Below are 13,068 nucleotides of genomic sequence, written 5' to 3'. Positions count from 1 at the left end.
AAATAACAACTTAGTGATGGGCTTTCAGTTGATCAATATTCAAACGATATTCGGTCGTTTAGTTTTTTGTCGTGTACAGAGTGCAATTTTACACCATTAATTTAGTTGCCACTCAGTTAATCACAGAAAAACTGTGATCCAGAACCAGTTTTTTCCACTTTATCGATTAGGTTTCTGTACTTAGTATATTTTAGCCCCTACCACGCCACTCATCAGCTGGTTTGGTAATGGTTATCACAGTTAGCCAACATCAGAGGAGAGACAGATAATGATTACCAAAAAGGGTTATACCAAAGGTATGAACCCATATATCGCGTACATCTCATTTTTCATGATTTTATTGTTTACGTTGTACACAATTATCGCACCGGAGCACTCATCAGGCACGATAGATAGGACACGAACTTTTATAACCTTGTACGCTAACGTGTGGTACGTCGTATTGGGTGGATTGTTCTTTATTTTTTGTCTGGCTATTGCGATTAGCCCATACGGGAAGATCAAGCTGGGTGATGATGATGAGACGCCTGAGTACAGTTACTTTGCTTGGTTCGCTATGCTCTATGCTGCTGGTCAGGGTATTGGCATCATTTTCTGGTCCATCGCTGAGCCGATGTTTCACTTTGCCAGTGGTACACCCTTTTCTGAAGCGACGGCAAAAACAGCAGAGGCAGCAAATGATGCAATGACCGTGACCTTTTTTCACTGGGGTCTTAATGCCTGGGGTATTTACTGCATAGTTGCATTGGCACTGGCGTTCTTTACTTACCGCATGAAAAAGCCTTTCAGTATCCGTTACACCTTATACCCGCTATTGGGTAAGATGGTCGAAGGATGGTTGGGAACACTCATTGATATTATTGCAGTGTTTGCAACTATTTTTGGTATTGCAACTTCGCTTGGCCTGGGTGTACAGCAAATTAATGCAGGCTTAAATGCTGTGTGGGGCGTGCCACAGAATGTAACCACCCAGCTACTGTTAATATCGGTTATTTCAGCTTGTGCATTATTGTCAGTTATTTCGGGTGTTGGCCGAGGCATTAAATACATGTCTATCGCCAACATGTGGTTAACTATCATCCTGTTACTCTTCTTCATTGTGCTTGGCCCGACGCTGTATATCATCAAGCTATTCTTTACCAGCAGCTTCTCTTACCTCATTGAATTTATCCCGATGAACCTTTTTGTTGAAGGGACAGAGCAGTCATTTAGTGACCCCGAGTCTAGCTGGAAAGGTTTATGGCAAGGCTGGTGGACTGTGTTCTATTGGGGGTGGTGGATGTCGTGGGCTCCTTTTGTTGGTGTGTTCGTCGCTCGTGTGTCCCGTGGCCGGACTATTCGTGAATTTGTTATCGGCGTAGCTGGCGTTTCTTCCATCCTGTCTTTCGTATGGTTAGCCGCTTATGGTGGTACGGCACTGTATTCGGATCTGATGAATGGCACTGATATTGCCGGTATTGTACAAAACAATGTTGCTGATGCTTTGTATGCCACGATTGACAGCATGAATCTGGGTAGCATAGGTACAGTTGCTAGTGCTGTTGGTACATTGCTGGTTGCTACTTATTTCATCACGTCTTCTGATTCAGGTACTCTGGTTATTGCCACCATTATGAGCGAAGGAGAAGAGCATCCGTTGTACCGTCACCGCGTCTTCTGGGGTGTGATGGAAGGAATGTTGGCCTCTGTTTTATTAGTAGTGGGTGGCAATGCGGCGTTGAGTACACTACAAACGGCATCTATTGCAGCAGCCCTGCCATTCTCTGTGATTATGCTCTTGATGTGTGTTGCTTTAATCAAAGGCTTACATCAGGAGCATAGAAGAATGTCTGCTCCTGTTTAGGTAAACGATAGGGTGTTAGTCAAACACCTTTAGCCGGGGCGCCATAAGTTTGATGTTTTTCAGGCTTATGGTGTCCCAGTAATTCAAACTTTACGCAATCAACCACAGAAAAACCGGAGTCTATCACCAGTTTTTTTCACTTTATTCATCTTAAGCCCTCATCTAACGTGCTGCTATCAGATAACAAACAAACATGTAGGAGGTATGGTGCATGGCATCAATGGCAAAGCTAGATTGGATGAGCTACAAAGAGACCGTCGATACAGGTGAGGCAATAATGTTTATACCGATTGGTGCACTTGAGCAACACGGGCCACACATGTCTATGAATCCGGATGTATTAATTCCGGAAGCAATCGCCGAAGGTGTTACGAATTTACTCGATAATGCCATGGTTGCCCCTCCTATTGCTTATGGCTACAAGTCTCAACAGCAATCCGGAGGAGGTAATCACTTGCCCGGTACGACCAGTTTAGATGGTGCGACGCTGACACAAACAGTCCGTGACATCATCAAAGAATTTGCAAGGCATGGTATTCGGAAAATAGTACTAATGAATGGACATTTTGAAAATTCAATGTTCGTTGTGGAAGGCATCGATCTTGCCATTCGGGAATTGCGTTGGGATGGTATCAAAGACATCAATGTAATGATCTTATCGTATTGGGACTTTGTTAATGAGCCAACTATAGAGAGATTATACCCAGATGGATTTACCGGCTGGGATATTGAACATGGTGGCGTATTAGAAACATCGCTAATGCTCTACTTGTATCCTGACCTGGTCAATATCGACAAAATTGTCGATCACCCTCCTGCAATATTTCCGCCTTATGACATGTTTCCTGTTGACCCAGCATTAACGCCAGCGTCAGGAACCCTGTCCTCGGCAAAAAATGCGACGAGGGAAAAAGGGGAAATACTAATGGACGTTTGTGTAAACGGTATCGCCAAATCTGTAAAAGAAAAGTTTCAATGATTTTTCCACTGGACAAGCAGCAATGTGCATTACTTATCAGTAAGAGTGTAAAAAGCAGCCACTAACTAAATGGCAAGACCATCATCCCGCATCAATATATGGAGCAAGAAATGACTGAAATCATCAGACCAGAAACGATTAATTTTGAAAACGGCGTTAAAGATAAACCAACTTTTTCAGCGATAGAAATGGCTAATCGTAATGCTAAATTACGTGCTCATTTAGCATCAAATGATATTGATGCTGCCATATTTTCATCGATCCATAATATTAATTATTACGCTGATTTTGTGTACTGCTCATTTGGCCGTCCTTATGCATTAGTAGTCACTCAGGATGCACACACAACTGTCACGGCTAATATCGATGGTGGACAGCCCTGGAGACAAAGCTACGAAGACAATATTGTTTATACCGACTGGAAGAAAGATAACTATTTTCGTGCGCTAAAAAAATTACTACCTACTCAAAAGCGAGTCGGTATTGAGTTTGATCATATGACACTAGAGCGTCGCCAAAAGCTTGAAGAGTTTTTGCCTGGTGTCGAGTTTGTGGATATTGGCGTCGCTACCATGAAAATGCGCATGATCAAGTCAGCTGAAGAAATTGCGTTAATCAAGCAGGGCGCTCGTATCTGTGATATCGGTGGTTCTGCGTGTGTCGAAGCGATTGCTGAGGGTGCACCAGAATATGAAGTTGCCTTGCATGCCACACAAGCGATGGTTCGCGCAATTGCTAAGACCTATCCGCATACTGAGTTGATGGATACTTGGACATGGTTTCAGTCAGGAATCAATACAGATGGTGCACATAACCCTGTCACATCACGTAGAGTCGAGAAGGGCGATATTCTCAGCCTGAATTGTTTTTCTATGGTTTCAGGTTACTACCAAGCACTTGAAAGAACCTTATTTTTCCACTCTGCAACCAAACGTGAATTGGAGTTGTGGGAAGTGAACTGTGAAGTTCATCGCAAAGGTTTAACCTTAATTAAGCCGGGTGCTGTGTGTAGCGAGATTGCTGCAGAGCTCAATGAGATCTTCTTAAGCCATGATTTATTAGATTACCGTACCTTTGGTTACGGGCACTCATTTGGCACATTGTCTCATTATTACGGACGTGAAGCAGGCCTCGAATTACGTGAGGATATTGATACAGTTCTTGAGCCGGGCATGGTTGTATCCATTGAGCCAATGATTACCATCCCTGAGGGAATGGACGGTGCTGGTGGATATCGTGAGCACGATATTCTAGTGGTTGAAGAAAATGGTGCAGAGAATATCACTAAATTCCCATTTGGCCCTGAGCATAACATCATTAGATGACACGCCTAAATTCGTGAGTTAGGGGGTATGGTTTGAGTGGTTTCGACATACCCCTTTTCAATTCCCTGCATACCCTTCTTCAATAGAATTCAGGTCTGTTAAGAATAAATAAACTCTTCAAAAATTGCACACAGTGAGGAACTCTGTCATGCAGCGATATTCCGGGTTCGGTCTGGTAAAACATGCCCTTAGCTATCATGAAAATTGGCAGCGCGTCTGGCGTAACCCAACACCAAAACCAAAATACGACGTGATCATCGTGGGTGGTGGTGGTCACGGCTTAGCAACAGCTTACTATTTGGCAAAAGTTCACAATATCACCAATGTCGCAGTTGTTGAGAAAGGCTATCTCGGCGGTGGAAACACGGCTCGTAATACAACGATCGTGCGTTCAAACTACCTGTGGGATGAGTCTGCTCATCTGTACGAGCACGCCATGAAACTGTGGGAAGGCTTATCACAAGAACTTAACTATAACGTCATGTTCTCACAGCGCGGTGTACTTAACTTGGGCCACACCCTGCAGGACATGCGCGACATCAACCGCCGTGTTAACGCCAATCGCCTAAACGGCATTGATGGTGAAGTACTTGATGCTCAAGGCGTAAAAGAAATCGAGCCAATGATGGATTGCTCTGATAGGCCTAGATACCCAGTAATGGGTGCATCTTTTCAGCCTCGTGCGGGTGTTGCTCGTCATGATGCTGTCGCTTGGGGTTATGCACGCGCAGCGGATGCGTTAGGTGTTGATTTGTTCCAGCAGTGTGAAGTAAATGGCTTCATTAAAGAGGATGGGGCAGCAATAGGCGTTACCACGAAACAGCATGGCGAGATTAGGGCAGGTCGTATTGGTTGTGTGGTTGCCGGTAACTCTGGTGTCGTCGCAAAAATGGCGGGCTTCCGTTTACCGATTGAGTCACACCCCTTACAAGCCTTAGTTTCTGAACCAATCAAGCCCATTTTGAACAGTGTCACCATGTCTAATCAGGTACATGGCTATGTGTCGCAATCAGACAAGGGGGATTTGGTTATTGGTGCAGGAATCGATGGTTATCTCGGCTATGGTCAACGAGGCTCTTACGCCACGATTGAGCACAATATTCAAGCCATTGTTGAGTTATTCCCCTGCTTCAGTCGGGTTCGCATGAATCGTCAGTGGGGTGGAATCGTGGATACCACGGCAGATGCCTGCCCCATTATGTCAGCTACGCCCGTTGAGAATTTATTCTTTAACTGCGGTTGGGGTACGGGTGGTTTTAAAGCAACTCCAGGCTCGGGGCACGCCTTTGCTGAAACACTGGCACTGGGTAAAGCAAGTTCATTGGCTAAGCCATTCTCCATGTTCCGTTTCCACGACGGTGCACTAATCGATGAACACGGCGCTGCCGGTGTTGCACATTAAGGTCGAGGTTATTTATGTTTTATATTTATTGTCCTTACTGCGAAGAGCATCGTGAGGAAGAAGAATTCCACGCATCGGGTGAAGCACATATTCCACGTCCTTCAGATCCTGATAACTGTACAGATGCTGAGTGGGGAGAATACTTATTTTTCCGCACAAACCCACGTGGCCTGCATCATGAGCTTTGGGTGCATGGAATTGGCTGTCGTAAGTTCTTTAACATCACCCGCGATACAGTGAGTTATGAAATTAAAGAAACTTACAAAATTGGTGCCAAACCACAGTTCACTCATGCAGAGGAGAAAGTCTGATGACACAGAAGAACCGTCTCGCATCCGGTGGCCGCATCGATCATCAGAGGCCGCTGAATTTCACCTACAATGGTAAGGCACTGACTGGCTTCCATGGAGATACTGTTGCGTCAGCTTTGCTAGCAAATGGTGTTGATATTGTTGGCCGTAGTTTTAAATACAGTCGTCCACGCGGTATCATGGCTGCCGGTGCTGAAGAACCAAATGCACTCTTACAGCTCGGTGCTACTGAAGCGACTCAAACCCCCAACGTTCGTGCAACTCAGCAAGATTTATTTGAAGGTTTGGTTGCCAGCTCCACTAACGGCTGGCCTAGCCCTGAAAATGATGCGATGGGTTTTGTTGGTAAAGTGGGTGCGCGCTTTATGCCGCCCGGTTTCTACTACAAAACCTTTATGTTCCCGCAGTCAATGTGGGGAACCTATGAGAAATTCATTCGGAAAGCAGCTGGCTTTGGACGCAGCTCGCTAGAATCTGATGTTGATGTCTATGACAATATTAATCAGCATGCTGATGTATTAATTGTCGGTGCAGGCCCTGCGGGTTTAAGTGCCGCACTAGCTGCAGCAAAAAGTGGTGCTCGAATCATTCTTGCTGATGAGCAGAGTGAAATGGGTGGATCACTATTAGATAGTCCTGCGCTAATTGATGGTCAACCTGCTGACGAGTGGGCTGTGTCTGCTATTGAAGAGTTAAGCAGCTTTGACAATGTCATGCTGTTGTCACGTTCCACAGTCAATGGCTATCACGATCATAATTTCCTAACGATTCATGAGCGCTGTACCGATCATGTCAGTGACTGTGCGGTTAATGGTCAAATTCGTCAGCGTATGCATCGTGTGCGTGCCAAGTGGGTAGTTCTTGCCACTGGTAGTCATGAGCGTCCATTGGTATTTGGCAATAATGATATACCCGGTGTCATGTTAGCCTCGGCAGTCTCTACCTATATTCGTCGCTACGCTGTTGCCCCTGGCAACAAACTGGTTTTAATGACCACGAATGATAATGCTTATCAAGCGGCTTTTGACTGGGCAGATGCTGGTCATGAGGTCGTGGCCATTGTTGATACCCGCGCTAACCCATCGGGCGCATGTGTAGAAGCAGCTAAGTCACGCGGCCTGAAAGTTATCATTGGCTCGGCGGTTATTGAGGCCAAAGGTGATAAGCGTGTCAATGGTGTGCTGATTGCGGGAATTGACGAAGTAGGAGAGAAAGTGACTGGCTCAGTGGAACCTTATGATTGTGACATCCTGGCTAGTTCAGGTGGCTGGAGTCCGGCAATCCACTTGTCTTGTCATACGGGAAGTCGCCCTGTTTGGAGTGATGAAGTGATTGGTTTTGTGCCGGGTGAAACGGTTCAGAAGCAACTCAGTGCAGGGGCGATTAACGGTAGCTTCTCACTTGAGTCTTGTTTGAAAGAAGGCACAGAGCAGGGTCTTATCGCGATTCGCAACGCCGGTTTTGACATTGAGGATCGCTCAGCACCAAAGACTGCACCTGTCAATGAAGATAGAGCTATGGCGCTATTTCACATTCCTCATACCAAATCGACTAGTCGTGGTCCCAAGCAATTTGTTGACTTCCAGAATGATGTCACCGCCTCAGCGATAGAGCTAGCGACACGTGAAGGCTTTGAATCAATCGAGCATGTAAAACGCTATACAGCGATGGGCTTTGGAACAGATCAGGGGAAGACCGGAAATATCAACGGGATGGCGATTGCTGCTAAGTCATTGAATAAATCCATTCCTGAGACCGGCACCACCATCTTCCGTCCTAACTACACGCCGGTTACTTTTGGTGCAATTACTGGGCGAAATGTTGGTGAGTTGTTTGACCCTGAGCGTTACACCGCTATCCATCGCTGGCATGTAGAGCAGGGTGCACTATTTGAAGATGTCGGCCAGTGGAAACGACCTTGGTACTACCCAAAAGCGGGCGAGTCTATACAGGACACGCTAAATCGTGAGTGCACTGCTACTCGTGAAAGCGTCGGAATTCTTGATGCGTCAACGTTGGGTAAAATCGATATTCAAGGTAAAGATGCCCGTGAGTTCTTAGGCCGTGTTTACACCAATGCTTGGGCAAAGCTAGCTATTGGTAAATGTCGTTACGGCTTGATGTGTGGCGAGGATGGCATGGTCTTTGATGATGGTGTCACTGCTTGTTTAGGCGAAAACCACTTCCTGATGACCACCACAACGGGAGGCGCAGCACGTGTCCTATCTTGGTTGGAAATTTATCATCAAACTGAATGGCCAGAGATGGAAGTGTATTTCAATTCGGTCACTGATCATTGGTCAACCGCTACTATATCAGGCCCCAATGCCCGCAAAGTGCTGGCCAAACTTACAGATGATATTGAGTTAGATGCGGAAAGCTTTAAGTTTATGGATTGGCACACAGGTACCGTAGCAGGCGTTCCAGCCAGAGTCTTCCGTATATCCTTTACTGGTGAGTTATCTTACGAGATTAATGTGAGTGCAAACTATGGCCTAGCGGTTTGGGAAAAGATCATGGAAGCGGGTTCAGAATTCAACATCACGCCTTATGGCACTGAGTCGATGCATGTACTACGTGCAGAAAAAGGCTTCATTATCGTTGGGCAAGACACCGATGGTTCGGTACATCCGCATGATATTAATCATGGCTGGGCAGTGGTTGATAGTAAACCGTTTAGCTTTATAGGCAAACGTGGCATGAAGCGCGCCGACTGTGTGCGTCCTAATCGTAAGCAGCTAGTAGGTTTGAAAACGAAAGTGCCTGATGCGGTGATCCCAGAGGGTGCTCAAGCGGTTAACGATTTTGAACAACCGGTCCCAATGGACATGCTGGGGCACGTCACATCGAGCTACTACAGTGCTAATTTGGGTCGCAGTATCGCGATGGGTATGATTAAAAGTGGTTTAAGCCGTATTGGTGAAACCGTGTACTACCCACTGGCTGATGGGCGGGTGATTGAAGCAGAAATCTGTAGCCCAGTTTTCTATGACCCTAAAGGAGAGCGCCAACGTGTTTGATGTCAACAAAAGTATGCAAACCGTGCAAATGAATCTAATTCCTAATGATGTTTCAGTGCGTGCAGAAACACCGTTACACCACGTTGATTTAGCAACAATAGCTACACAAGGCGCGCAGGATAGAAACATCAAGATTCAAGAACTTGCTTTGCTGGATCATCTAGTGTTACGGGGTCATGCTGATAATGCCGCACTAACCACAGGTATCCAGTCTGTCATGGGTGTATCTCTGCCCATCAATTTACAAAGTGTTGAAAAAGAAGGTCAGGTCATTCGTTGGATATCACCTGATGAGTGGCTAATCACCACACCGCATGGCACTGGCTTTGCATTAGAGCAACAGCTACGCAATGCCATTAGTACACATTGTGCTGTTGTGAATGTGTCTGGTGGTCAAACGGTGATTACCGTCGAAGGTGCTGGTACTGAAGAAATGCTAAGAAAGTGTACGCCCTATGATATTCACATTAGTAATATGCCAGTGGGTAAGGTGGTCACTTCACTATTTGGCAAAGCTCAGGCAGTGATTAGGCGCACTGGTGAGCAGCAGTTTGAAGTGGTTATACGCCGTAGCTTTTCGGATTATTGCTGGCTGTGGCTTCAGGATTCTTGTAGGGAGTTTGGGTTTACCGTGAAGTTATGAGCCCAGATTAAGCGATATTGCTAGGAAGTAGGGCTGGTGGACGCCAGCCCTGCTCAATGCAAGAGGGTGAGTTTAAACATGAATCAACTGAACAATGAGTAAATAAGCTATGGCGATCAGTGTTTTTGACATTTTTAAGATCGGGATTGGCCCATCCAGTTCACATACTGTGGGACCTATGAAAGCTGCAAATCTTTTCATTAAAAAACTGAAAGAACAGAATCATTTTGCACATGTAGTACGTGTACAGGTTGATTTATACGGATCATTGGGGGCGACGGGTAAAGGTCACGGCTCAGATAAAGCTGTTTTGTTGGGGTTAGAGGGTGATGAACCTGAAACAGTTGATACAGGCAGTATTGATCAACGTATTACTGCGATGATTAGTGATAAGTGCCTGCAATTAAGTGGAGAGCGTAGTCTGGACTTTGATGTCGATACTGATCTGATATTTTTCCGGCGTAAAGCATTGCCGGGGCACCCTAATGGCATGATTTTTTCTGCTTTTAATGCCCAAGGAGGATGCTTACAGAAGAGCACTTATTATTCTGTTGGTGGTGGCTTTGTGGTTAATCCTGATGAGAGTACTGCAGAAAAAAACATTATTGAAGATGAAACGCCACAACCCTATCCTTTTGATACGGCGCATGAGTTACTTGAATTATGCAGTAAAACTGGCTACTCAATAAGTGAACTCATGTTGAAGAACGAACAGGTTTGGGCGACTGAGGTGGAAATTCGTGAGAACTTGTTACATATCTGGCAGGTGATGCAGGCCTGTGTTGATAAAGGTTGTAAAAGTCAGGGTATTTTACCGGGTGGTTTGAAAGTTAAGCGTCGTGCCGCCCAGTTATTGGTGAAGCTGGAGCATGAGAGTGAGTCAAGCAATGCGCCGCTGGGGATCATGGATTGGGTGAACTTGTTTGCTTTGGCAGTGAATGAAGAGAATGCGGCGGGTGGGCGTGTGGTCACTGCGCCAACCAATGGTGCGGCAGGCATTATTCCCGCCGTATTACACTACTACGTCCGTTTCGTTAATCGTGCTGATGACGAAGGTATTATCCGTTTTTTGTTAACCGCCGGTGCGATTGCTACGTTATACAAAAAAAATGCGTCTATTTCCGGGGCTGAAGTGGGTTGTCAGGGCGAAGTGGGGTCAGCATGTTCAATGGCTGCAGGGGCGTTGTGTGAAATATTAGGCGGAACACCGGAGCAGGTTGAAAATGCGGCTGAAATCGGTATGGAGCATAACTTGGGACTGACTTGTGACTCGATTGGCGGTTTGGTACAGGTTCCTTGTATTGAGCGGAACGCGATGGGCTCCATAAAGGCGATAAATGCAGCACGTTTGGCGTTACGCGGTGATGGCAAACATTTTGTGTCCTTGGATAAAGTAATCAAAACGATGGGCGAGACCGGTGCTGATATGAAGACTAAATATAAAGAAACGGCACGTGGCGGTCTGGCAGTGAATGTTGTGGAGTGCTAAGCCGCCACTAACTTCAATTTTTAACTCCACAGAATAAGAGGTTTGTAAGTATGTTTTCAAAGCAAATGAGAATCGCAGATTATGATGAAGAATTATGGTCATCTATGCAGGATGAATCCCGTCGTCAGGAAGAGCATATTGAGTTAATTGCATCAGAAAATTACACCAGCCCAAGAGTAATGGAAGCGCAGGGGTCTGTACTGACTAATAAATATGCCGAAGGGTATCCTGGAAAACGTTATTACGGAGGCTGTGAACACGTTGATCGGGCCGAGCAACTCGCAATTGATCGGGCTAAAGAATTATTTGGTGCAGATTATGCCAATGTTCAGCCCCATTCCGGCTCTCAGGCAAATGCTGCCGTTTATATGGCATTGTTGAATCCGGGAGATACTGTCCTTGGAATGAGCTTAGCGCATGGTGGTCATCTTACTCATGGAGCAAAACCCAACTTCTCCGGTAAAATCTACAATGCCGTTCAATATGGGATTAATGATGAGGGCTATATTGATTACGCAGAAGTAGAAAGTTTGGCTTTAGAACACAAGCCGAAAATGATTCTGGCTGGTTTCTCAGCTTATTCTAGGGTAATAGACTGGCAAAAATTTCGTAATATTGCTGATAAGGTAGGAGCTTACTTATTTGTCGATATGGCTCATGTTGCGGGATTGGTTGCTGCCGGCGTTTATCCAAGTCCTATTCAGATTGCGGATGTTTGTACCTCTACCACGCATAAGACTTTACGCGGGCCAAGAGGCGGTATTATTTTGGCAAAATCCAATCTTGAGCTGGAAAAAAAATTCAACTCACTTGTTTTTCCTGGTACGCAAGGTGGACCTTTAATGCACGTGATCGCTGGCAAGGCTGTGGCTTTCAAAGAAGCTCTGGAACCCGCTTTTACAGACTACCAAAAACAAGTTGTCTCCAATGCAAAGGCATTGTCTGAAGCGCTGATTAGTAGAGGTTACAAGATAGTATCGGGTGGTACCGACAATCACCTTATGCTAATCGATCTGATTTCAAAGGGAATTACGGGTAAAGCGGCAGATGCAGCCTTAGGACAGGCAAATATAACCGTCAATAAAAACGCGGTTCCGAATGACCCAGAGTCGCCGTTTGTTACCAGTGGTATTCGGGTTGGCACACCTGCAATTACCACTCGTGGTTTCAAAGAAGATGAGTGTCGTGAGCTCGCTGGTCTGATGGCTGATATCATGGATGATATTGGAAATGAAACGGTAATCAATGAGGTAAAAGCGAAGGTGATGGAAATTTGCCAGCGTTTTCCTGTGTATCCAGACTAGATTGTATTATTTCTGTAGTTAAAAGCTGACCTGTGCAGCGCTAGCGGGTCAGCTTCAGATAAACCACCTAAAGCAAGGAAAATAGACATGGATAATACAAATCCACAACGCAACACCCTCAGCCCTGTCACCGCAGAAGAAAAAAACTGGGGCTCATTTGCCATCTTCAATGTATGGGCTAACGATATTCAGTCGTTATTTGGCTATTCCTTGGTTGCTTCGCTGTTTATCACGTTTGGTGTGAGTGGCTGGACGGCTTTCGCTGCGTTGATTACCGCTAGTTTATTCGTCATGTTTTTAGTAAACCTATCCGGTGCCGCCGGTGAAAAATATGGTATTCCTTATCCTGTATTTGCCAGAGCCAGCGTAACCCTTCACGGGGTTGCATTCAGGCCATAATTCGTTATGATTAAACAATGAACAAACTGACTGAGGCCCTTTTCAATCACCAACTGCCCGCAGATCTGGCGGCTTCGCAGCAGCTCAACCGTCAGTTGTTGGAGTTAGTGGCCCAACTGGAACAGCGTATCGCTGAGCTGGAAGACACCGCAGGCAGCGGGAGTTCTTCCAGAAACTCATCCAAACCACCGTCTCAGGATTCACCGGAGCAGCGGGCTAAGCGTGAGAAGAAGCCTAAAAGCACTCGCAAACAAGGAGCCCAACCGGGTCATCAGGGCCATCAACGCATTCGTGTCGAGTTGTCTGCGACGGATGAGCAAGTTCATTACTATCCGGATACTCAATGCACCTGT

At 45.8% G+C, this 13,068-nt stretch carries 11 protein-coding genes; all 11 read left to right on the top strand.

Going from position 1 to position 13,068, the window contains the following annotated elements:
- Positions 1-268 precede the first annotated feature (268 nt).
- The gene (locus DKW60_RS18015) at positions 269-1,843 is read left to right on the top strand and encodes a BCCT family transporter (protein WP_109839055.1); all 1,575 of its coding nucleotides are present in this window, start codon (positions 269-271) and stop codon (positions 1,841-1,843) included.
- A 211-nt stretch (positions 1,844-2,054) separates the two neighbouring features.
- Complete coding sequence (locus DKW60_RS18010; RefSeq protein ID WP_109839054.1) at positions 2,055-2,822, top strand: creatininase; 768 nt, start codon at positions 2,055-2,057, stop codon at positions 2,820-2,822.
- 110 nt (positions 2,823-2,932) lie between these two features.
- The gene (locus DKW60_RS18005; protein ID WP_219988825.1) at positions 2,933-4,147 is read left to right on the top strand and encodes a M24 family metallopeptidase; all 1,215 of its coding nucleotides are present in this window, start codon (positions 2,933-2,935) and stop codon (positions 4,145-4,147) included.
- Between the two features lie 148 nt (positions 4,148-4,295).
- Complete coding sequence (locus DKW60_RS18000; RefSeq protein ID WP_109839053.1) at positions 4,296-5,549, top strand: sarcosine oxidase subunit beta family protein; 1,254 nt, start codon at positions 4,296-4,298, stop codon at positions 5,547-5,549.
- Between the two features lie 14 nt (positions 5,550-5,563).
- Positions 5,564-5,860 (top strand): sarcosine oxidase subunit delta, encoded by a 297-nt coding sequence (locus DKW60_RS17995; RefSeq protein ID WP_109839052.1) that lies wholly within the window; start codon positions 5,564-5,566, stop codon positions 5,858-5,860.
- Positions 5,860-8,880 carry a sarcosine oxidase subunit alpha gene (locus DKW60_RS17990; protein ID WP_109839051.1) on the top strand — a complete coding sequence of 1,007 codons (3,021 nt, stop codon included), beginning with the start codon at positions 5,860-5,862 and terminating at the stop codon, positions 8,878-8,880. The genes DKW60_RS17995 and DKW60_RS17990 overlap by 1 nt, the downstream gene beginning before the upstream one ends.
- Positions 8,873-9,523, top strand: a complete 651-nt coding sequence (locus DKW60_RS17985; RefSeq protein WP_219988824.1) for a sarcosine oxidase subunit gamma — start codon at positions 8,873-8,875, stop codon at positions 9,521-9,523. The genes DKW60_RS17990 and DKW60_RS17985 overlap by 8 nt, the downstream gene beginning before the upstream one ends.
- Positions 9,524-9,632: 109 nt before the next feature.
- Positions 9,633-11,012, top strand: coding sequence for an L-serine ammonia-lyase (locus DKW60_RS17980; RefSeq protein ID WP_109839050.1), 1,380 nt, complete (start codon positions 9,633-9,635; stop codon positions 11,010-11,012).
- Between the two features lie 50 nt (positions 11,013-11,062).
- Positions 11,063-12,316 carry a serine hydroxymethyltransferase gene (gene glyA, locus DKW60_RS17975; RefSeq protein WP_109839049.1) on the top strand — a complete coding sequence of 418 codons (1,254 nt, stop codon included), beginning with the start codon at positions 11,063-11,065 and terminating at the stop codon, positions 12,314-12,316.
- Positions 12,317-12,403: 87 nt separating this feature from the next.
- Complete coding sequence (locus DKW60_RS17970) at positions 12,404-12,715, top strand: cytosine permease (protein WP_219988823.1); 312 nt, start codon at positions 12,404-12,406, stop codon at positions 12,713-12,715.
- A gap of 17 nt (positions 12,716-12,732) precedes the next feature.
- A partial coding sequence (locus DKW60_RS23775; RefSeq protein WP_245929732.1) for a DUF6444 domain-containing protein occupies positions 12,733-13,068 on the top strand: 336 nt, incomplete at its 3' end.

Source organism: Leucothrix pacifica, assembly GCF_003172875.1.
In the GTDB taxonomy this organism is placed as follows: Bacteria; Pseudomonadota; Gammaproteobacteria; order Thiotrichales; family Thiotrichaceae; genus Leucothrix; species Leucothrix pacifica.
Note: the sequence above shows the minus strand (reverse complement) of the source record. Positions and strands in the feature narration are given on the sequence as shown.

What these genes read in the sequence shown, in the direction of transcription:
- DKW60_RS18010 (WP_109839054.1), top strand. Translation starts at nt 2,055, where the DNA reads ATGGCATCAATGGCAAAGCTAGATTGGATGAGCTACAAAGAGACCGTC.
- glyA (WP_109839049.1), top strand. Translation starts at nt 11,063, where the DNA reads ATGTTTTCAAAGCAAATGAGAATCGCAGATTATGATGAAGAATTATGG.
- DKW60_RS18000 (WP_109839053.1), top strand. Translation starts at nt 4,296, where the DNA reads ATGCAGCGATATTCCGGGTTCGGTCTGGTAAAACATGCCCTTAGCTAT.
- DKW60_RS18005 (WP_219988825.1), top strand. Translation starts at nt 2,933, where the DNA reads ATGACTGAAATCATCAGACCAGAAACGATTAATTTTGAAAACGGCGTT.
- DKW60_RS17990 (WP_109839051.1), top strand. Translation starts at nt 5,860, where the DNA reads ATGACACAGAAGAACCGTCTCGCATCCGGTGGCCGCATCGATCATCAG.
- DKW60_RS17980 (WP_109839050.1), top strand. Translation starts at nt 9,633, where the DNA reads ATGGCGATCAGTGTTTTTGACATTTTTAAGATCGGGATTGGCCCATCC.
- DKW60_RS18015 (WP_109839055.1), top strand. Translation starts at nt 269, where the DNA reads ATGATTACCAAAAAGGGTTATACCAAAGGTATGAACCCATATATCGCG.
- DKW60_RS17970 (WP_219988823.1), top strand. Translation starts at nt 12,404, where the DNA reads ATGGATAATACAAATCCACAACGCAACACCCTCAGCCCTGTCACCGCA.
- DKW60_RS17995 (WP_109839052.1), top strand. Translation starts at nt 5,564, where the DNA reads ATGTTTTATATTTATTGTCCTTACTGCGAAGAGCATCGTGAGGAAGAA.